Annotated in this window: 21 protein-coding genes; 11 read left to right on the forward strand and 10 right to left on the reverse strand. The window is 68.4% G+C overall.

Annotated features, from left to right (window positions below):
- Positions 1–8 precede the first annotated feature (8 nt).
- From ACLARN_RS05820 to ACLARN_RS05830, 3 genes are read right to left on the reverse strand one after another with little or no spacing between them, the layout of a single operon-like run.
- Entirely contained in the window at positions 9–611 is a 603-nt protein-coding gene (locus tag ACLARN_RS05820; protein ID WP_409490244.1) for a DsbA family protein, read from the reverse strand.
- Between the two features lie 36 nt (positions 612–647).
- Positions 648–1,130 carry a MarR family winged helix-turn-helix transcriptional regulator gene (locus ACLARN_RS05825; protein ID WP_409490245.1) on the reverse strand — a complete coding sequence of 161 codons (483 nt, stop codon included), beginning with the start codon at positions 1,128–1,130 and terminating at the stop codon, positions 648–650.
- A 1-nt stretch (position 1,131) separates the two neighbouring features.
- Complete coding sequence (locus ACLARN_RS05830; RefSeq protein ID WP_409490246.1) at positions 1,132–2,553, reverse strand: PucR family transcriptional regulator; 1,422 nt, start codon at positions 2,551–2,553, stop codon at positions 1,132–1,134.
- Positions 2,554–2,689: 136 nt separating this feature from the next.
- Between ACLARN_RS05830 and ACLARN_RS05835 the strand changes: the two genes are divergently transcribed.
- Genes ACLARN_RS05835 through ACLARN_RS05865 form a run of 7 tightly spaced genes read left to right on the forward strand, consistent with a single transcriptional unit; the run spans position 2,690 to position 10,030 of the window.
- Positions 2,690–3,559: an FAD binding domain-containing protein gene (locus tag ACLARN_RS05835; RefSeq protein WP_409490247.1), complete on the forward strand. Its 870-nt coding sequence runs from the start codon at positions 2,690–2,692 to the stop codon at positions 3,557–3,559.
- Positions 3,550–4,020 (forward strand): (2Fe-2S)-binding protein, encoded by a 471-nt coding sequence (locus tag ACLARN_RS05840; RefSeq protein ID WP_409490248.1) that lies wholly within the window; start codon positions 3,550–3,552, stop codon positions 4,018–4,020. The genes ACLARN_RS05835 and ACLARN_RS05840 overlap by 10 nt, the downstream gene beginning before the upstream one ends.
- Positions 4,017–5,366, forward strand: coding sequence for an 8-oxoguanine deaminase (locus ACLARN_RS05845; RefSeq protein ID WP_409490249.1), 1,350 nt, complete (start codon positions 4,017–4,019; stop codon positions 5,364–5,366). Before ACLARN_RS05840 ends, ACLARN_RS05845 begins: the two co-directional genes overlap by 4 nt.
- Positions 5,363–7,657: a xanthine dehydrogenase subunit D gene (gene pucD, locus ACLARN_RS05850; protein WP_409490250.1), complete on the forward strand. Its 2,295-nt coding sequence runs from the start codon at positions 5,363–5,365 to the stop codon at positions 7,655–7,657. Before ACLARN_RS05845 ends, pucD begins: the two co-directional genes overlap by 4 nt.
- Positions 7,658–7,691: 34 nt before the next feature.
- Entirely contained in the window at positions 7,692–8,186 is a 495-nt protein-coding gene (locus tag ACLARN_RS05855; protein ID WP_409490251.1) for a nucleoside deaminase, read from the forward strand.
- A 42-nt stretch (positions 8,187–8,228) separates the two neighbouring features.
- Entirely contained in the window at positions 8,229–9,668 is a 1,440-nt protein-coding gene (locus tag ACLARN_RS05860; RefSeq protein ID WP_409490252.1) for an NCS2 family permease, read from the forward strand.
- A complete protein-coding gene (locus ACLARN_RS05865; RefSeq protein WP_409490253.1) occupies positions 9,659–10,030 on the forward strand; it encodes a gamma-glutamylcyclotransferase in 372 nt (123 codons plus the stop codon). The genes ACLARN_RS05860 and ACLARN_RS05865 overlap by 10 nt, the downstream gene beginning before the upstream one ends.
- A 62-nt stretch (positions 10,031–10,092) precedes the next feature.
- On the opposite strand, the gene ACLARN_RS05870 is transcribed toward ACLARN_RS05865, so the two are convergent.
- Positions 10,093–10,782: a hypothetical protein gene (locus tag ACLARN_RS05870; RefSeq protein WP_409490254.1), complete on the reverse strand. Its 690-nt coding sequence runs from the start codon at positions 10,780–10,782 to the stop codon at positions 10,093–10,095.
- A gap of 108 nt (positions 10,783–10,890) precedes the next feature.
- Positions 10,891–11,436 (reverse strand): TetR/AcrR family transcriptional regulator, encoded by a 546-nt coding sequence (locus ACLARN_RS05875; protein WP_409490378.1) that lies wholly within the window; start codon positions 11,434–11,436, stop codon positions 10,891–10,893.
- 146 nt (positions 11,437–11,582) lie between these two features.
- Between ACLARN_RS05875 and ACLARN_RS05880 the strand changes: the two genes are divergently transcribed.
- Entirely contained in the window at positions 11,583–12,581 is a 999-nt protein-coding gene (locus tag ACLARN_RS05880; RefSeq protein ID WP_409490255.1) for an SGNH/GDSL hydrolase family protein, read from the forward strand.
- Positions 12,582–12,696: 115 nt separating this feature from the next.
- Complete coding sequence (locus ACLARN_RS05885; RefSeq protein ID WP_409490256.1) at positions 12,697–14,217, forward strand: alpha/beta hydrolase; 1,521 nt, start codon at positions 12,697–12,699, stop codon at positions 14,215–14,217.
- Positions 14,218–14,354: 137 nt separating this feature from the next.
- On the opposite strand, the gene pucL is transcribed toward ACLARN_RS05885, so the two are convergent.
- Genes pucL through ACLARN_RS05905 form a run of 4 tightly spaced genes read right to left on the reverse strand, consistent with a single transcriptional unit; the run spans position 14,355 to position 16,580 of the window.
- Positions 14,355–15,233 (reverse strand): factor-independent urate hydroxylase, encoded by an 879-nt coding sequence (pucL, locus tag ACLARN_RS05890; RefSeq protein WP_409490257.1) that lies wholly within the window; start codon positions 15,231–15,233, stop codon positions 14,355–14,357.
- Positions 15,234–15,239: 6 nt separating this feature from the next.
- On the reverse strand, positions 15,240–15,557 hold the full coding sequence (uraH, locus tag ACLARN_RS05895; protein ID WP_409490258.1) for a hydroxyisourate hydrolase: 318 nt from the start codon (positions 15,555–15,557) through the stop codon (positions 15,240–15,242).
- Positions 15,554–16,045, reverse strand: coding sequence for a 2-oxo-4-hydroxy-4-carboxy-5-ureidoimidazoline decarboxylase (uraD, locus tag ACLARN_RS05900; protein ID WP_409490259.1), 492 nt, complete (start codon positions 16,043–16,045; stop codon positions 15,554–15,556). Before uraD ends, uraH begins: the two co-directional genes overlap by 4 nt.
- 58 nt (positions 16,046–16,103) lie before the next feature.
- Positions 16,104–16,580 carry a helix-turn-helix domain-containing protein gene (locus ACLARN_RS05905; protein ID WP_409490260.1) on the reverse strand — a complete coding sequence of 159 codons (477 nt, stop codon included), beginning with the start codon at positions 16,578–16,580 and terminating at the stop codon, positions 16,104–16,106.
- 103 nt (positions 16,581–16,683) lie between these two features.
- Between ACLARN_RS05905 and allB the strand changes: the two genes are divergently transcribed.
- Both allB and alc read left to right on the forward strand, forming a co-directional pair.
- Positions 16,684–18,030: an allantoinase AllB gene (gene allB / locus ACLARN_RS05910; RefSeq protein ID WP_409490261.1), complete on the forward strand. Its 1,347-nt coding sequence runs from the start codon at positions 16,684–16,686 to the stop codon at positions 18,028–18,030.
- Positions 18,015–19,031, forward strand: coding sequence for an allantoicase (gene alc / locus ACLARN_RS05915; RefSeq protein ID WP_409490262.1), 1,017 nt, complete (start codon positions 18,015–18,017; stop codon positions 19,029–19,031). Before allB ends, alc begins: the two co-directional genes overlap by 16 nt.
- A gap of 70 nt (positions 19,032–19,101) precedes the next feature.
- On the opposite strand, the gene ACLARN_RS05920 is transcribed toward alc, so the two are convergent.
- Positions 19,102–19,278: a hypothetical protein gene (locus ACLARN_RS05920; protein WP_409490263.1), complete on the reverse strand. Its 177-nt coding sequence runs from the start codon at positions 19,276–19,278 to the stop codon at positions 19,102–19,104.
- Between the last annotated feature and the right edge of the window lie 108 nt (positions 19,279–19,386).

Consider the following 19,386-nt stretch of genomic DNA (forward strand, 5'->3'; position numbering starts at 1 on the left):
CGAAACGATCAGGAAACCAAGGCCCCGATCCGCCGCTCCACCTCGTCCGCGCTCGCGTTCCCGGCGACCAGCGTCACCACCCGTTCCCCATCGTCGGCGAGCAAGGTCGGGTATCCGGTGACGCCCAGTTCTCGTGCCCGCTGGAAATCGGCCGCGGCCGACACCCGGTCCAGCGCGGCCTCGACGGCGTCTCCGTCCAGGCCCGCCCGCTGGGCGACTATTCGGTACGTCGACGCCTCGGACAGGCTCAGCCCGTCGAGATAGAAAGCCTCTTGCAGCAAGGCCGCGAGTCGCACCGCTCGGTCCGGCCCGACTTCTCGCAAGGCCGCCATCCCGCACGCGGCAGCCTCGGAGTCCATGACGAAATCGCCGTCCGCGATGAGGCGTTCGTAGCTTTCGCCGAACGGCGCGCCGGTTCGGCGGGTGATCTCGGCGTTGGCTCCTTGGACGTAGCCGAATTGCCGGATCGGCACCCGACGGCCGCCGATGAACAGGCCGCCGGACACCACTTCGACCGGCAGGTCCGGATGCCGGTGCGCGACGTCGGCCATGGTCCTGGCGAAGCCGTAGGACCAGCCGCAGTACGCGTCGAAGACATAGATGAGCCTCATGCCGAGTCCCAACAATGCCTGACGAGTCAGATATTCCTACCGGAGCCTGGGGAGTGCGTCACGTGCGGAATGACTCAGTGTCCGCAGGTCCAGCGTGAACTGTTCGCGATGGTCCGCGGGCAGCGGATCGAGGAAGAGCCGCTGGATGTTCTCGACGTGCATCCGCGCCGCCCGCACGGCCGTCTCCTCACCCTTCCCAGTCAGCCGCACGAGTTGCACGCGGCGGTCTTCCGGATCGGAGGCGCGCACGACCAGGCCGAGCGTCGTCATCCGGTCGACCAGCCGGGTCGCGCCGCCGGTGGTCAGCACCTGCTCCTGCGCGATCGCGCGCATGCTCATCCCGGCCTCACCGGCCCTGCCGAGGATCAGCAGCACCTCGAACATCAGGTGCGAGATCCCGCATTCGGTCTCCAAGGCGCGGCCGAGCAGGTATTCGAGCCGGTTCGCCGCGCCCATCATCCGGCCGAACGCGACCACGCGCGGGTCGTAGGCGGCTTCTTTCGCCGTGGTGATGCCCATTTCAGCTCCCTGCCGACAAGGCCAAATAGACGTCGAGCTGTTCGGTGAACTCGGTCAGATCGGCGCCGAGCAGTTCGCTCGCCCGCCCGATCCGGTACCGCAACGTGTTGACGTGGACGTGCAGTGCCCGCGCCGCCCGCGTCGGAGAGCCGGAGCATTCGAGGAAGACGCGCAGGGTGTGGACCAGATCGGTGCCCTGCTCGGCGTCGTAGCTCAGCAGCGGGCCCAGCACCCGCCGCCGCAACGCCGCCCGCAGCTCGTCGGGCGTGCCTGCCAGCAGCAGCCGGTGCATGCCGATCTCACCGCCGGGGACGATCTCGATCGTGCCCGGTCGTTCCGCGGCCACGGCCAGCGCGTACCGCGCGACCTCTTTCGCGCCCCGCAGCACCGAAACCGGGGAACGGTCGCTGATCCCGATCAGCACGCGGCGGCACGGCAGCAGCGATTCCACGCCTGCCAGTGCGGCCGACGTCGCGGCAGGCCAGTCGTCCGGCCACTCGCCGTCGTCCTCGGCCAGTGCCCAGGTCGTTTCCCCGGCAGGGCCGACGAGTGCACCTGGCGGCAGTAGCTCGGTCAGGATGCCGCGTGCCGCTTCGGCTCCCTCGGTGCGGGCGACGACGACGCGCAGGTCGCCGCGCAGCCCGGTCGCGGTCAGCGCCGCGTGCGGATCGCTTCCCTCGTCGAGCGCGGCCAGCAACGGTTCGAGCACCCGATCGGTGACCGCGCGGACCTCGTCCGCCCTGGTGCGCGCGAGCCCGATCAGCCCGGCGAGTTCCTCGGCGATCTCCGCCTGTGCCGCGGTCAGCGCGCCGCCGATCGCGAGCAGCCACGGCACCGCGTGCCTGCCACCGATCGGCCGCACGGTGACGTCGCCGGACTCCAGTACGCGTCCGCCCGCGGCGACGAATCGCCCTACCAACTCGGACGGCGCGCCGGCGGGCACCACCCAGCAGGGGAGGCCGATCTCGGCGCGGGCACGGTCCAGCAGCGTCTCCACCGACGCGTCTTCGGTGGCGGCTGAAAGCAAACGTTTGCGAGCGCCTTCCGCGGCCGCGGCCAACGCCAACACGACGCGTTCGGTGACGACCGAGAACGACAGGTCGGTCGGTACTTCCAGCAACGGAATCCCGTGTCGCGTGCAGGCTTCCACGAGATCTTCGGGGATCCCATCGGAATCCGCTCCGGATGCCGCAAGCGCCGCGGCCCCCGCCTTCGCCAGCGCGGCGACGAAGGCCTCGGAATCACCCGGCCCGCGCCACCACAGCAACCCGCTCAGGACGAACTCGCCCGCCGACACGTACCGCCCGGGATCGGGCAGCTCGGTGACGTAGATCCGGGAGACCGGACGGTCGAGCAGAGCCGTCCCGGCACGCACGCGCAAGCGCAACCCGGGCAGCGCGAGCAGAGTTTTCACGGTCGTCATCAGGTTTGTAGGAAAGCACAAAACGACAGGTGCGTGCAGGGGGGATTTCATGCTTCGGCACCGTTGCCGCCATACGGGCGCAGGGCGTCTACTGAGTCAGCCGTCACAGACCGCCGCCGAACCGAGGAGCCCGAGAGTGGATTTCCTGCGCCCCAGCTCGCTGACCGAGGCGCTCGCCGTCAAGGCCGAGCGACCCGACGCGGTGCCCATCGCGGGCGGCACGGACGTCATGGTGGAGCTCAACTTCGACCACCGCCGTCCCGGCGCGCTGCTCGATCTCAACCGCGTCACCGAACTCGCCGAGTGGACCGAGACCGACGGCGAGATCCGGCTCGGCGCGTCCGTGCCCTACGTTCGGGTGATCGCTGAGCTGGGTGAAGTTCTGCCCGCGCTGGCGATGGCCTCGCGCACCGTCGGCTCGCCGCAGATCCGCAACCGCGGCACCGTCGGCGGGAACCTGGGCGCCGCCTCGCCCGCCGGTGACACCCATCCCGTGCTGCTCGTGCTCGGCGCCGAGGTCGAAGCCGCGTCGGTGCGCGGAACGCGGCGGATCCCGGCCGAGGAGTTCTATCTCGGCGTCAAACGCCACGCCCTCGAACCCGACGAGCTGATCACCGCCGTGTACCTGCCGGCCGAAGTCGTCCCGCAGCAGTTCGCCAAGGTGGGGACGCGCAACGCGATGGTCATCGCGGTCTGCTCGTTCGCTGTGGCCCTGCACCTCGACACCCGCGAAGTTCGCGCCGCCGTCGGTTCGGCCGCGCCGACCCCGCGCCGGGCGACCGCCGCCGAAGAATTCCTCTCCGCCGAACTTCCCTGGTCCACCAAGGCTTCGATCGCGGACTCGGTCAAACGCCGGTTCGGTGAGCTGGTGTCGGAGGCGGCGTCGCCGATCGACGACGTCCGGGGCAGCGCCGACTACCGCAAGCACGCGTTGTCCGTCCTGGCGCGGCGGACGCTGACCTGGGCGTGGAACGACTTCCAGAAGGGTGAACGCGAGTGCGCGTGAACGTGACGATCAACGGCGAGTCCCGCCAGGCCGACGACGTCTGGGAAGGCGAGAGCCTGCTCTACGTGCTCCGCGAGCGGCTCGGTCTCCCGGGCTCCAAGAACGCCTGTGAACAGGGCGAATGCGGTTCCTGCACGGTGTACCTGGACGACGTCCCGGTGTGTTCGTGCCTGGTCGCGGCCGGTCAGGTCGAGGGCCGTGAGGTCCGCACGGTCGAAGGGCTCGCCGACGGCGACAAGCTCGACAGGGTCCAGCAGTCCTTTGTGGACGCGGGCGCCGTCCAATGTGGCTTCTGCACCCCCGGTCTCGTGGTGGCCGCGCACGATCTGCTCAACCGCGTCGAAAACCCCGCCGACGAGGAGATCCGTGAGGCGCTGGCGGGGAACCTGTGCCGGTGTACCGGGTACGAGAAGATCCTCGACGCCGTCCGGTTGGCCGCGACCAGGGGAGAGACCCCGTGAAGACCGTCATCGAGAACGCCGCGATCGCCACCGTCGACGGCGCGGGCACCGAGCACGCCTCGGGTCACGTCGTCATCGAGAACGACCGCATCGCGGCGGTCGGCGCGGGGAAGGCGCCCGATGGCGGGTACGACGAACGCGTCGACGGCTCCGGCCATCTGGTCACCCCCGGCCTGATCAACACCCATCATCATCTCTACCAGTGGGCGACGCGCGGCCTCGCCGCCGACCACACACTGTTCGAATGGCTCGTCGCGCTGTACCCGATCTGGGGCAGGCTCGACGCCGACATCACGCACGCGGCGGCCACGGCCGGTCTCACGCGGCTCGCGACCACCGGCTGCACCACCGTCGCCGACCACCACTACGTCTTCCCGCGCGACGGCGGCGACCAGGTGGAAGCCCTCGCCGCCGCCCGGATCCGCGTCGGGGTACGACTGCACGTCGTCCGCGGCTCGATGGACCGCGGTGAGTCACAGGGCGGGCTGCCGCCGGACAACCTCGTCGAGGAGACCGAGGCCGCGTTGCTCGGCACCGAGGCCGCGATCGACCGGTTCCACGACGACTCCGCCGGCGCGCATCTCCAGATCGCGGCCGGGCCGTGCTCGCCGTTCTCGGTGAGCGAGCGGCTGATGACCGGCGCGGCGGAATTGGCGCGGCGCAAGGGAGTCCGGCTCCACACGCACCTCGCCGAGACGATCGACGAGGAGAAACAGTGCCTCGCCGAAGCCGGCTGCACGCCAGCAGAGTACGCCGACAAACTCGGCTGGCTCGGTGACGACGTCTGGTTCGCACACTCGATCCACCTCGCCCCGGAGGCGATCCGCCGCATGGGTGCCACGGGCACCGGCGCGGCGCATTGTCCGACGTCCAACGGGCGGATCGGCGCCGGGATCGCCCCGGTCCGGCAACTGCTCGACGCTCGCGTGCCGGTCGGGCTGGGTGTCGACGGCGCGGCGTCCAACGAATCCGGTGGCCTCGGCGAGGAACTGCACCAGTCGCTGCTGCAAGCCCGCCAGCGTGGTGGACCCCGGGCGCTGACCACGCGTGAGGCGTTGTGGATGGGCACCATGGGCGGCGCGCGCTGTCTGGGCCGGGAGAAAGACCTTGGCTCGATCGAGGTGGGCAAGCTCGCCGACCTCGCGGTCTGGGATCTGAACGGCCTGAACTACGCGGGGATCACCGACCCGGTCGCCGCGCTGGTGCTCGGCGCGACCCCGCCGATCGCGCGGCTGTTCGTCGGCGGCGCGACGGTGGTGACCGGCGGGACGCCGCGCGAGGAATCCGAAGACGAGATCGCCCGCGAGCTGGCCGTGGCCAGTGCCCGGCTGAGGGAGACGCTATGACCTCCACCGAGACTTCCACGCAGACAACCGCGACCGCGACCGACAACGGCGTGGGCACCAGCCCGCGTCGCCCGGACGGCACGGTCAAGGTACGCGGCGAATTCGCCTACTCCTCGGACCTGTGGCACGAGGACATGCTGTGGGGCGCGACGCTGCGCAGCCCGCATCCATACGCGCGGATCACCGGTATCGACATCGCCGAAGCCCTCGCCGTACAAGGGGTCTACGCGGTGCTGACCCATGAAGACGTGCCCGGCGTGAACAAGTACGGCCTGGAGCACTCCGACCAGCCGGTGCTCGCCGTCGACGTCGTGCGCTACGAGGGCGAGCCCGTCGCACTCGTCGCGGCGGACCATCCCGAGACCGCGCGGCGCGCGATGAAGCGGATCAAGGTCTCCTACGAGGTCCTGGAACCCGTGACGGATTCCGAGAAAGCCGCCGCTGGCGAGGGTGCTGAGCTGCACCCCGGCGGGAACGTGGTGCGGCACGCCAAGATCCGCCATGGCGACCAGTCGGTGAAGGCCGACGTCGTGGTGTCCGGTGTCTATGAGGTCGGCATGCAGGATCAGGCCTTTCTCGGCCCCGAGTCCGGTATGGCGATCCCGGACACGGAAGGCGGTGTCGATCTTTACGTTGCCACGCAATGGCTTCATGTCGACCAGCAGCAGATCGTCGCCGCGCTCGGCTTGCCAAAGGACAAGGTGCGGCTGACGCTCGGCGGGGTCGGCGGCGCGTTCGGCGGCCGCGAAGACCTCTCGATCCAGGTCCACGCGTGTTTGCTGGCGCTGCACACCGGCCAGCCGGTCAAGATGGTCTACAACCGCGAGGAATCCTTCTACGGCCACGTGCACCGCCACCCGGCGAAGATGTACTACGAGCACGGCGCCGACAAGGACGGCCGACTCGTCTACGTCAAGGCGAAGCTTTACCTGGACGGCGGCGCGTACGCTTCGTCCACCGGCGCCGTGGTCGCGAACGCCGCAACGCTCGGTGTCGGTCCGTACAATGTGGACAGTGCTTCGGTCGACTGCTGGGGCGTCTACACCAACAACCCGCCCTGTGGCGCGATGCGCGGCTTCGGCGCGGTGCAGGCGGGCTTCGCGTACGAGTCCCAAATGGACAAACTCGCGCAGGCCTGCGGAATCGACCCGGTCGACATCCGGATCCTGAACGCGATGGAGGAAGGCAGTCTCATGCCGACCGGCCAGGTGGTCGACTCCGCCGCCCCGGTCGCCGAACTGCTGGAACGCCTGCGTGCCAAGCCGTTGCCCGTCCAGCACGAAGAACTGGACCTGCGCCGGATGCCCGGCGGCGTCTCCAACACCACGCATGGCGAGGGCGTTGTCCGGGGAGTCGGGTACGCGGTCGGCATCAAGAACATTTGTTTCTCCGAGGGCTTCGACGACTACTCGACGGCCCGCGTGCGGCTGCAACTCGTCGGCGGCGAACCCGCGGCGACCGTGCACACCGCGGCGTGCGAGGTCGGCCAAGGACTCGTGACGATCATGCAGCAGATCGTCCGGACCGAACTCGGCATCGAGCAGGTGACGATCCTGCCGATGGACACCACCATCGGCAACGGCGGTTCGACGTCGGCCTCCCGGCAGAGTTACGTCACCGGCGGCGCGGTCCAGGCCGCGTGTGTCGCGGTGCGATCCGGGCTGCACAAGCACTTGGCGGGCAAACTCGCCGCGGACGGCAAGCTGAACGTCGTCGGGAACAAGGTTGTCTCCGTCGACGGCAGTGTGCTGGCCGACCTCGCCGACGTCCTCGGCGACGAGGTCTTCGACGAGGTCGTGGAGTGGCGTCACCGTCCGACCGCACCCATCGATCCTGATACAGGGCAAGGGAACGCGCATGTCCAATATGGATTCGCGGCCCACCGCGCGGTCGTGGACGTCGACACCGAACTCGGGCTGATCAAGGTCGTCGCGCTCGACTGCGCGCAGGACGTCGGCAAGGCGCTGAACCCGGATGCGGTGCTCGGTCAGATCCAGGGCGGGTCCGCGCAGGGCCTCGGACTCGCGGTGATGGAGGAGATCCAGACCGTCGACGGGAAGATCCGCAACCCGTCGTTCACCGACTATCTGATCCCGACCGTGCTGGACATGCCGCCGATGGACATCGACGTCCTCGAACGGCCCGACCCGAACGCGCCGTATGGTCTGCGCGGGGTCGGTGAGCCGCCGACGATCTCGTCCACCCCGGCGATCGTCGCGGCCATCCGCGCGGCCACCGGGCTGGCGCTGCCCCGCGTCCCGGTGCGCCCCGAACACCTCACCGGCACCTGACCAACCCGTACTTTTCCGAGCTAGGAGCACATCCGTGAGTACCCGTCTGTCCATTTCGGAGTCCGACGAGCAGAAATGGCTTACCGAGGCCGTCGGGCTGGCCACCGCGAACGTCGAAGGCGGCGGTGGCCCGTTCGGCGCGATGATCGTCCGCGACGGTGCGGTGCTCGCCACCGGGACCAACCAGGTGACACCGACGCTGGACCCGACGGCGCACGCCGAGGTGGTCGCGATCCGCGCCGCCTGCCAGGCGATCGGTGACTACAAACTCGACGGCTGTGTCCTCGTGACCTCCTGCGAACCTTGCCCGCTCTGCCTTTCCGCCGCGCTCTGGGCGCGTGTCGGCAAGGTCGTCTACGCCGCGGACCGCCACGACGCGGCCAAGGCGGGCTTCGACGACCGCGAGTTCTACGACCTCTTTTCCCGCCCGCGCGAGACCTGGTCACTACCCGTCGGCCAACTGTCCCTTCCGGACTCTTTCGCGCCTTTCCAGGCCTGGCTGTCGAAACCCGACAAGAAGACCTACTGAGCAAGGCTTCATCCCTCGCGCCACAACGTTGTGGAGGCAGGCGTGACCCAGTTGCGCGAAGAACGTCCCCAGTACCAACCCGAACCGGAGCAGGTCTCCGGGCTCGACCGGTGGTTCAAGATCTCCCATCGCGGCAGCACGGTCGGCCGCGAAGTGCGCGGCGGCATCACCACCTTCGTCGCGATGTGTTACATCGTGCTGCTCAACCCGCTCATCCTCGGCGCGTCGGCCGACATCACCGGCGCGCGGCTGAGCACCGAGGCCATCACCACCGCGACCGCGCTGGCGGCGGGCGTCACCACGATCCTGATGGGACTCGTGGGGAACGCGCCGCTGGCGCTCGCGGCGGGGCTCGGGGTCAACGGCGTCGTCGCCTTCCAGATGGCACCGACCATGACGTGGGCGCAGGCTTTCGGGCTCGTCGTCCTCGAAGGTGTCTGCATCGTGTTCATGGCCGTTTCCGGTGTCCGGGAACGGATCATCAACGCGATCCCGATGCCGCTCAAGGTCGCGATCACCGTCGGCATCGGGCTCTACATCGCGCTGGTCGGCCTGGTCAGCGCCGGTTTCGTCACGCGAACGCCCGACTCCGCGCAGTCGACCGTGCCGGTGCGGATGGGCATCGCCGGCCATCTCGAAGGCTGGCCGATCGCGATCTTCTGTCTCGGCCTGCTGCTGATGATCGTGCTCGTGAGCCGCGGCGTTCCCGGCGCGGTGCTGATCAGCATCGCGGTCGCGACCGGGCTCGCGGTGCTGGTCAACAGCGTGGTCAAGGTCGACGGCTGGGGACTGGTCGAACCCAAGGTGCCCGAGCAGGTCGTGGCGCATCCCGATTTCAGTCTGCTGGGGGACATCGACCTGTTCGGCGGATTCGCGTCGGCGGGCGCGGTGACCGCGGCGGTCTTCCTGTTCACGCTGGTGCTTTCCGGGTTCTTCGACGCGATGGGCACGATCACCTCCGTTTCCGAGGAAGCGGGGCTGGTCAAGGACGGCAAGGTCGAGGGGATGGGCCGGATCCTGCTGGTCGACGGCGCCGGCGCGCTCGCGGGCGGGGTCACCGGATCGGCCCCGAACACCGTGTTCCTGGAGTCGGCCGCGGGTGTCGGTGAAGGCGCGCGGACCGGGCTGGCGAGCCTCGTCACCGGTGGGCTGTTCACCGCGACGCTGTTCCTGACCCCGATCGCGGCGGTCGTCCCGGCGCAGGCCGCGGCGCCCGCGCTGGTGGTCATCGGTGGGATGATGATGGCCCAGTGCGCGCGGATTCCTTGGCGGGACCTGGATTTCGCGATCCCGGTGTTCCTCACCATCGCGCTGATCCCGTTCACCTACTCGATCACCAATGGCATCGGTGCCGGTCTGGTCGCCTACGTGCTGATCAAGATCTGCAAGGGCAAGATCCGCGAGATCGGCTGGATCCTCGGGATCCTGGCCGCGGTGTTCGGGGTGTACTTCGGAATCGAAGGGATCATGTCGTGGTTCTGATGTTCCTCAACGGCGGCGGGATGCGTGGCGGTCCGTTGCACGAGCAGCTGCAGGGCTCGCCGTTGTGCTGCGTGGCCCGTTCGGCGCCGAAGTATCACTATTTTTCCGTGGGCGACCGGTTCCCGGCGATGTACGACGGCGGTTCCGGATCCGTCGTCGGCGAAGTCTACGACCTGCCGCTTTCGGTGCTGCGGGACCATCTCGTCCCCGCCGAACCGCCGGAACTGGAGCTGGGCGTCATCGAACTGGAGGACGGCGCGGCCTGCCTCGCGACCGTCCTGCGTTCGTCCTATGTGGACTCACCCGAGCTGGCGGACATCACCTCGCTCGGCGACTGGCGGGCCTACCTCGCTTCCCGCTAGCTGTCCGTGAAGGCCTCCTTCCCTACCCTGAGAGTGGGGAAGGAGGCCTTCACGGAAGGCGGTCAGAGCACGAAGACGAGGTCACTCGCCGCCGAGTGGAACATCTCGGGCGCGCCCGCGTAGAAGGCCCGCCAGGCGCCGGGCTTCTTGTGAGCGGCCGACGTCGAGAAGGCCCAGGTGGTGCCGTTCCAGGTGGCGTCGACCGTCGAAACCGTGGTCCAGCGGTAGGTGCTGAACGAGAAGTACTGGAGTTCGACCGGGATCGGGTTCGCGGTGTACTGGCCAGGGAAGTCGATCGTGCCGGACGCGGTCACGGCCTTGTCCGCGCCACGGCCCGCCGCGAACGACGTGATCTTCGCCGGGTGGAGCACGACGATCTTCGGGGTGTCGGCGCCCGAGTTCGCGATCGCCGGGTCGGTGGAGAAGAAGTCGGCGTGGTAGTTGCCGGTGCGGATCGGGGTCAGCGTCGCGCTGTAGACGCCGGCGGCGTCGGTGACCGGCGTGGCCTGGGCCTCGCCGCAGAAGCCGTTGAAGCAGAACGAGATGCCCACCGCGGCGCCCGCGATCGGGGTGGCGTCGGCCTTGGTGAGCTTCCCGGAGATCGTGACGGTCTTCCCGGCGTCGATCTTGGTGCTGCTGGTGGTCGTGGTGAGAGTGGACGGCTGGACCTCGACGGCGGACGCGGGCACCGCACCCACGGTCAGCAGCGCGGCGGCGGCGATGGTGACTGCTACAAGCTTCCTGATGATCATGTGCTCCCCAAACGAAATTCGGCTCATGTGACCGCTAGGTCGGCCGGAAGTCGTTGTGTGTTGCGGGGAAACCTCGGTGTTCAGCAACCGGCCGTCGGTGCTTCACGATCAGGGGAGCAGGGTGCGGGCCAAGGCGACCGACGAGATCCCGGCGACCTGGAGCGATTCGGTGTTACGCAGCGAACGGCTCAACACGAACGCTCCTTCGAGACTGTTCACCAGCGCGATGGTGAGCAGCCGCGCGGACTCGGCCGAAAGGCCGTATTTACCGAGCTTCTCGGTGCCGGCCTCGATCCATGCCGTGAAGACGTCCGCCGTCGCGATCCGCAGCTTCTCGTTGGTGCTCGCGACCTCGAGGGCGACCGTCGCGATGGGGCAGGCGTCGGCGTAGTCGGTCTCGCGAAGGGTGTCCGCCGCGCTGGCGAAGCACGCCTCGATCCCGTGGATCAGATCCGGCTCGTCGGCGAAGAAGATCTCGAACAGCGCGAGGTACATCATCCCGGAGGTGCGGATGACCTCCTCGCCGAGCTGCTCCTTGCCGCCGGGGAAGAAGTGGTACAGCGAGCCGAAGGGCGCGTTCGCGGCCTCGACGATCTGCTTCACCCCGGTGCCGGTGTACCCGTTCCGCCGGAGCAGTTCGGCGCCGGCGTTCACGATGCGTTCCCGCGTTCCAGTCACGTCTCCATGATAGAGCGTTCTATCTAACCCCTGAAACGTGAAAGATACTCACTTCTATTGTGGACGGAGGTGGGACTTTGTCAGGATCGGCCGGTAGTCCAACGACGGATCACGAGGTCGCCATGCGCCGTACCGCCCGACTTGTCCTTGCCACCCTGCTGGCAGTCGTCTCCCTAGCGAGTTTCGGGACGCCGGCGAGTGCCGCCGAACCGCCGTCTTTCCGCAAGTACGTCGCCCTCGGCGACTCGTACACCGCGGGTCCGTTGATCCCGTGGCAGCAGGCGAGCTGGTGCTTCCGGTCGAACAACAACTATCCGGCCTGGCTGGCCACCAAACTCGGGCTCTACTACAAGTCCGGCGCCTTCACCGACGTCAGTTGCTCATCGGCGGACACCACGAACATGACCAGCCCCCAGACCGTGCCCTCGCCGAGTCTGGCTTTGGGCGGTGTGCCGCCGCAGTTCGACGCCCTGACCCTGGACACCGACCTGGTGACGATCGGGATCGGCGGCAACGACTACGGCGTCTTCGGCAGCCTGATCGGCGCCTGCCCTGGGCTGCGTGACGAAGACCCGACCGGGTCACCGTGCAAGGACCACTTCACGATCAACGGCAAGGACACGCTGCTCGCCGCGCTCGCGAACACCCAGCGGAACCTCGAACGTGTGATCAAGGGTGTCCGGGAGCGTTCGCCCGCCGCCACCATCGTGCTGGTCGGGTATCCGAGGATCGTGCCGTCGAAGGGCTATTGCCCCAGCGTGCTCCCGTTCGCCGACGGTGACTACGCCTGGGCCGACCAGGTTGAGCGCGCGCTCAACAAGGCCGTGTCCACCGCCGCCCGCAAACAAGGCGCCCGCTACGTCGACACCTACGGACCCAGCAGCGGTCACGACGCCTGCTCCGGTGACGCGGCCTGGGTGAGCGGCAAGGACACCAACCTCTTCCGCGCGGTGGCCTATCACCCGTACGCGGCCGGGATGAAGGCCGAAGCCGACCTGATCTTCAAGGCGCTGGGCGGCACCACCGCGGCGACCACGAAGGCGCCGGACGCGCGGAACGCGACGACCCCGGACGAACTCCAGCGCAAGGCCGCCGTGGCAGGACTTGTGCCGCGGACCTAGCCGCCCCTTGAACCTTGGTCGACCCCCTGGCGCTACCTGCGGTCGATGTTCGCGCGGGGTGACCCGCCCTAGCGTCGGGAGCCGTTGGGAATCCAAGGAAAGAAGGGGGTATCGGATGAAGCGGCTACTGATCGCCGGGGTGATCCCGGTGGTCGTGGGCGGTCTGCTCGCCGGAGCCGTGCCGGCGACGGCGAGCAGCCCGGGCCACTACACCGAGCAGAAGCTGACCTGGCACGCCTGTGCCGAGGAGGAGCTGATCTCGTTGCCGCCGGGCGCCGACATCAGCGGCCTCGAATGCGCGACCTACCGCACGCCCCGGGACTGGGATCGTCCGTGGGAGCGGCAGGATCTGACGATCGCGGTGAGCAGGCTGAAGTCCACCGGCCCGTCGACGGCTTCACTGCTCACCAATCCGGGTGGGCCGGGCGGACCAGGTCGCTGGCAGCCGACGATGTTCCGCGGGCAGGACAAGCTGCGCGAACACCAGGACATCATCGGCATCGACGTCCGCGGGACCGGCAAGAGCACCAACGTCACCTGCCGGGGTGCCGTCGACGCCATCCGGCAGCTGGACCCGCGCGATCGCGACCCGCGCAACCTGGACCAGATCCTGGCCGGCGCCGAGCACGCCGCGAAGAGCTGCCAGAACGCCAATGGCGAACTCGGACCGCTGATCACCACTTACCAGACGATCAGGGACTTCGACCTGCTCCGCGCCCTGCTCGGCCGGGAGAAGATCAACTGGGTCGGCTACTCGGGCGGCACCTGGCTGGGCGCGCATTACGCGCAGCAGTTCCCCCAGCGGACAGGCAGGTTCGTGCTGGACTCTTCGACGGAGTTCACCACGGACTGGCAGAAGACGTTCGACAGCCAGCCGGTCGGGTTCGAACGGCGTTGGCGGCAGGACTTCCTGCCGTGGATGGCGCGCTACGACGCCAAGTACCAGTTCGGCACCAGCGGCGAGGAGGCGAGGCAGACCTACGAGCGGGTCCGGTATGCCCTGTCCCGCAACCCGATCGACGGAAAGGGGCCGATGCAGCTCGAGTTCGCGATGATCTACATGCTGTACAAGAAGGCCACCTTCCCGGCACTGGCCGATCTGCTGGTCAAGGTCCGGGCGGCGATGGAGGACGGGGCACCGGAGCAGGTCAAGGCCGACGCCCGGGCGGCCGTCAAGGACGCTGGTGACGCCCCCGACGCGGCGGACGGCACTTTCTGGAACACCGTCTGTGGTGAAGGGCGTTTCATCGGCACCCGCGAGTCTCGGATCCGCGAGTCACAGCGGAACCTCGACCGCGGTCTGCTCCTGGCCGGTGGCGGCGTGCTGAACGGCTCGGTCTGCATGTTCTGGGACAGGAAACCACGTCCGCTTCCGAAAATGGACGGCAAGGGCGTCCCGCCGGTGCTGATCGTCCACTCCGAACACGACCCGGCCACGACGATCGAAGGCGCGAGGCGGGCACACGCCGGTTTCGCGAACTCCCGGATGCTGACCGTGACCGGTGAGGGTGACCACGGCCTTTACGCCGACGGGAACCCCGCGGTGGACAAGATCGTGAACGCCTACCTGGTCGACGGCGTCGTCCCCGCCGACCAGAGCGTCCCCGGGATGCCGCTGCCGGTCCCCGCTCCGTGACGGGTGTCGTGAGTGGTAAGTCGTTCTAACGCGACTTGCCACTCACGCCCCGGCGTTGACCCAAGTGTCTCGAAAGCCACTTTCGGGACATCTGATGTCCCGAAAGTGGCTTTCGAGACATGCCCCAAGGTGCCGGTTCAGAAGGCGGCGAGGGTGTGCCAAGCCAGGCCGGGTTCCTCTGCGTCGTCGCGGAGGACCACACCCTCGATCAGGCCGTACGGACGATCGGCGGCGTAGAAGACCTCGTTGTCGTTCTTCAGTCCGAACGGCGACAGATCCACCAGGAAGTGGTGCTTGTTCGGCAGTGAGAGCCGGACTTCGGCGACCTCTTCGCGTTCCTCGAGCACAGCCTCTCCCATCGCGTACAGCGTTTGCTGAAGGGAGAGGCTGTGCTTGTCCGCGAAGGTCTCCAGCAGGATCCGCCGGACCTCGGCGTGGCTCGCGGCCCAGTCGATCCCGTCGCCCTGGTAGCGCCAGCGGGCGGTCACGGCGGTCGCGAGGATCCGGTCGTTCGTCTCGGCCAGCGTCGTGTACTCGTCGCGCGGGAAACCGTGGAACTCGGATCCGGTGGACTTGAGCACGACGAGATCGTCCAAACCGGACACAACCCAGGCCTGACCGTCCTGAATGGTCACCGCCGTCGTGCGCTTTTCGCTGCCCGCCTGGGAGAACGCGTGATCGTGGCCGGAGATGCGGTTCCAGCCGTGTTCGTCGATCAGGACCCGGGCGCCGGAGATGTGCTCGAACGACTCGACGAAATGCCGCCCGAGTCGCAGGGCGAAGTCTTCGATCTCGCCGACCGGGGCCTCCTTGGCGAAGGCGTACACGGTGTTCTTCTGGGTGTCGGTCGCGACGACGTCGGCGTTGTCGCCGGTGAGGTGCGTGGCCGCGAGGTCACCGCGCAGCGACGTCGAAACGGTGAGGTCCTTGAGGTGGTGGACGGCGCCTTCGCGCTGCACGGTGACGAGCCGGACTTCGGCCTTGCCGTACTGATTGGGGCCCAGGGTGATGGCCACGGGCGATCAGCTCCCTCGATAGGTGGAATACGCGAACGGGCTCAGCAGCAACGGCACATGGTGGTGCTCGGTCCCGTCGGCGATGCGGAAGGTCAGGGTGACTTCGGGGAAGAAGGAGTCCGGCCCGAGGTGGGCGCCGGTGTCGAAGACCAGCCGGTACACCCCGGGTTCCAGGGTTTCCGGGCCGAGGTCGCGGATCCGGCCGTCGGCGTCGGTCCGCCCTTCGGCGATGGGTGCGCCCGCACCGGTTTCGAGCCGGACCGCGACACCGGCGGCGGGGCGTCCCGCGGCGGTGTCGAGGATGTGCGTGGTCACGAGGCTCATGACGTCACCGCCTTCTCCAGCCGCAGCGCGGCGATCTTGGCCAGCTCTTGGCCGGCCACTTCGAGTTCCGTGCCGGGGTCGTTCGACAGCCGCGACCGGAGGTTCTCCAGCAGTTCGGCACCGCTCCGGCCGCTCGCGCACACCAGGAAGACGTGTCCGAACGTCGCTTCGTACTCGGCGTTGGCCGCCGCGAATTCGCGCGCCGCGTCACCGTCCACACCGGACTGTTCGGAGCGCGACCAGCCCGCCTCGGTGCTCTTGCCGCCCGCTTTCTCCCCGATCCGGGGATGGGCGGCCATCGCCTGCTCGACCTCGTCGGGGCGCAGTGGAGTCAGCGCCTCGGACGCGGCGAGCAGGGCGGCCAAATCGCCGAACGGGCGCCTGGCCAGCAGGGTTTCCACCCAGCGCGGGACGTCGAGACAGGCCGTCAGCACCGGCCGGACGTCCTGAGCGGGTGCCTGGTCGAACTCTCGAATGGTGAGCGGCACGGGATCTGACGGTACGGCGACGGTTCCGCCTCCGTCAACATTTTGTTGAAATCGCTCTTCACTCCTGGTCGCGGTTGAGGTAGTTGTAGACCGTGAACCTCGTGACCCCCAGCGCCTCGGCGACGGTCGACACCGATTTGCGGAGGCCGAACGCGCCGCGTTCCTTCAGTAGCCGCACCGCGCGCTGCTTGGCGGCGCGATCGAGGGTGTCGAGCTTGCCGCCGAGTTCGCGCTCGACGTCGCCGATGAGCCGGGCGAGCGCGCTGTGCAGTTCGACAGCGGGCTCGCCGGAGTCGTCGCCGACCTGCCGGAGCTGGAGGGTCACGCGGGTCGCGCCGCCGTCGAGCGCCGCCCTGGCGATGGCGGGGAGCGCGTCGAGCAGGGTGTCGGCGTCGCCGCGGACGAGGGTGCCGAGCGGGCCGAAGTCGGTCGACAGGCCCGCGTCTTCCGCCGTGTCGCGTGCTTTGACGGCATGCTCGGGCGGCGGGCCCTCGCCGTGGAACGGTTCGCTGGTGAACTCGGCTTCTAACTGCACCCAGCGAAGGTAGCGCCGCTGGGGTTCATTGACGAGCAGGGTGGCCGGAGTTAATGTCGGAGTGCGAAACCTCGATTCCACTCAGTGGAAATTGGGAGTATCTATGGACTTGGTGATCAAGGCCGCTCGAGCTGTCACGGCCGCCGGTGAGGTACCCGCGACGGTCGGCATCGAGGACGGTCGCATCGTCGCGGTGGAACCCGCCGGAGCCGCGCTGGACGGCGATCGGGTGCTCGAACTCGGCGCGGACGTCGTCCTGCTGCCGGGTCTCGTGGACACCCACGTGCACGTCAACGATCCAGGCCGCACCGAATGGGAGGGCTTCGCTTCGGCGACCCGCGCGGCCGCGGCGGGCGGGGTCACCACGATCGTGGACATGCCGCTGAACAGCCTGCCGCCGACGGTCGACGTCGCGGCGCTGGAGGTGAAGCGCAAGACCGCCGAGGGGCGCGTGCACGTCGACGTCGGGTTTTGGGGCGGGGCGATCCCGGGCAATCTGGCGGATCTGCGCGGGCTGCACGAGGCAGGGGTGTTCGGGTTCAAGTCGTTCCTGCTGCATTCCGGTGTCGACGAGTTCCCGCCGCTGGACGCGCGCGGGCTCGAAGAGGCGATGACCGAACTGCGGACCTTCGACGGCATGATCATCGTGCACGCGGAGGACTCCGAAGCAATTGATCACGCACCGGACCCGCACGGCGAGAAGTACGACGACTTCCTGCGTTCGCGCCCGCGTGGCGCGGAGAACGTGGCGATCGCCCAGGTCATCGAACTCGCCAGGAAGACCGGTGTCCGCGCGCACATCCTGCATCTGTCCTCTTCGGACGCACTGCCGATGGTCGAGAGCGCGCGGCGCGACGGCGTCCGGCTGACCGCCGAGACCTGCCCGCACTACCTGAGTTTCACCGCGGAGGAGATCGGCGACGGGGCCACGGAGTTCAAGTGCTGCCCGCCGATCCGCGAGGCAGGGAACCGGGAACTACTGTGGCAGGGTCTCGCGGACGGCGTTATCGACTGCGTCGTCACCGACCATTCGCCGTGCACTCCGGAGCTGAAACGCTTCGACAGTGGTGATTTCGGGCTCGCGTGGGGCGGGATCGCCGGACTGCAACTGGGCCTGCCCGCCGTCTGGACGCAGGCGCGGCAGCGCGGCTTCGGACTCACCGACGTCGTCCGCTGGATGGCCGAGCATCCGGCCGCGCAGGCGGGAATGCGCCGCAAAGGCCACCTCGCGCCGGGCTACGATGCCGACTTCAGTGTGTTCGCTCCCGATGAAGCTTTCGTCGTCGACGTCGCGAAGTTGAAGCACCGCAACCCGGTCAGCGCCTACCACGGGCGTCCGCTCGCCGGCGTCGTCCGGAGCACGTGGTTGCGGGGCAAGGAGATCACCGGTCACGACCCGGCAGGCGTCCTGCTGACCCGGGGTGAGGAGCTGAGATGGAGGAGACTGTGAACGACCGTCCTGAGTGGACAGCCCTGCCGGATCTGGCCTCGCGCAAGTTCGGCGGGACCGTGATGTGGGCGACGGACGAGTTGTTCGCCGAGAAGGAGAACCTGGTCAACCCGTGGGTGCCCGCGCACCGTGCGGAGACCTTCGGGCCCAAGGGGCAGGTCTACGACGGCTGGGAGACCCGGCGGCATCGTGAGCCCGGTGACGACCAGGCCATCGTCCGGCTCGGCCTGGCGGGCGCGATCACGGGCGTCATCGTGGACACCGCGTTCTTCAAGGGGAACTACCCGCCTTTCGTCTCGGTCGAGGCTTGCGCTGTCGACGGGTACCCCAGTGCGGCCGAACTATCCACAGTGGACTGGGACGTCCTGGTGAAGCGCGGCGCGGCGGCGGGACATACGGAGAACTTCTTCGAGATCGGCGGGAGCAAGCGCTACACGCACGTCCGGCTGACCATGCATCCCGACGGCGGTGTCGCGCGGCTGCGGGTGCACGGCGTGCCGATCCCGGATCCGGGCCTGCTGGACCTCGGCGCGCTCGACCTCGCGGCGCTGGAGAACGGCGCGGTGGTCACCGGATGCAGCGACATGTTCTATTCCTCGCCCAACAACCTGTTCTCACCAGGGCTCGCCGCGCATCAGGCCGAGGGCTGGGAGACGGCGCGGCGCCGGGACGAGGGGAACGACTGGGTGACCGTCCGGCTGGCAGGCGCGGGTGTCGTCCGGTTCGCCGAACTGGACAACAGCAACCTCAAAGGCAACGCGCCGGGCTGGGCCGCGCTGAGCGGCCGGGACGGCGACGGCGAGTGGGTCGAGTTGCTGCCGAAGACACGCCTGCAACCGGACACGCGGCACCGGTTCGCCCTTGCTTCGGGGCCCGAAGTGACCGAGGTGCGTCTCGACATCTACCCCGACGGCGGCATGGCACGCCTACGCCTCTTCGGCGCTCTGTCCGATCGAGGCCGCGCCGACGTCACTTCGCGCTTCAAGGCCGCCCGCCCCTGACGCAATTCGTCCTCTAGTTGCGGTCGTTCGTACGTCGTACTACCGCAACTAGAGGACGAATTGCGGGAGATCAGGGGCGAGCGCCGGGACGGTTCAGGTACGCGGAGAAGAGCGAGAGGACGATACCGACCGAGAAGATCGCGGTGAGCCACCAAGCGCCGCCGATGGACAGGTTCCACACCAGGGCACCCGCCATGAGCAGCGCCATGACGATGTTCCTGAACTGCAGCGGTGTCGGTTTGACCATGCCGCCACCTTCTCACGCGCCGAGAATTTCCCGGGCGGCGGGCAACCCCGTGGGTGTGACATGCGTGACCGATATGTCAACTCGTCACCCACGTTCAGGGGGAGATCG

This window comes from Amycolatopsis sp. cmx-11-12, from assembly GCF_046269425.1.
GTDB lineage: Bacteria > Actinomycetota > Actinomycetes > Mycobacteriales > Pseudonocardiaceae > Amycolatopsis.

What these genes read in the sequence shown, in the direction of transcription:
- ACLARN_RS05820 (WP_409490244.1), bottom strand. Translation starts at nt 611, where the DNA reads ATGAGGCTCATCTATGTCTTCGACGCGTACTGCGGCTGGTCCTACGGC.
- ACLARN_RS05825 (WP_409490245.1), bottom strand. Translation starts at nt 1,130, where the DNA reads ATGGGCATCACCACGGCGAAAGAAGCCGCCTACGACCCGCGCGTGGTC.
- ACLARN_RS05830 (WP_409490246.1), bottom strand. Translation starts at nt 2,553, where the DNA reads ATGACGACCGTGAAAACTCTGCTCGCGCTGCCCGGGTTGCGCTTGCGC.
- pucD (WP_409490250.1), top strand. Translation starts at nt 5,363, where the DNA reads ATGACCTCCACCGAGACTTCCACGCAGACAACCGCGACCGCGACCGAC.
- ACLARN_RS05870 (WP_409490254.1), bottom strand. Translation starts at nt 10,782, where the DNA reads ATGATCATCAGGAAGCTTGTAGCAGTCACCATCGCCGCCGCCGCGCTG.
- ACLARN_RS05880 (WP_409490255.1), top strand. Translation starts at nt 11,583, where the DNA reads ATGCGCCGTACCGCCCGACTTGTCCTTGCCACCCTGCTGGCAGTCGTC.
- ACLARN_RS05885 (WP_409490256.1), top strand. Translation starts at nt 12,697, where the DNA reads ATGAAGCGGCTACTGATCGCCGGGGTGATCCCGGTGGTCGTGGGCGGT.
- uraH (WP_409490258.1), bottom strand. Translation starts at nt 15,557, where the DNA reads ATGAGCCTCGTGACCACGCACATCCTCGACACCGCCGCGGGACGCCCC.
- allB (WP_409490261.1), top strand. Translation starts at nt 16,684, where the DNA reads ATGGACTTGGTGATCAAGGCCGCTCGAGCTGTCACGGCCGCCGGTGAG.
- alc (WP_409490262.1), top strand. Translation starts at nt 18,015, where the DNA reads ATGGAGGAGACTGTGAACGACCGTCCTGAGTGGACAGCCCTGCCGGAT.
- ACLARN_RS05920 (WP_409490263.1), bottom strand. Translation starts at nt 19,278, where the DNA reads ATGGTCAAACCGACACCGCTGCAGTTCAGGAACATCGTCATGGCGCTG.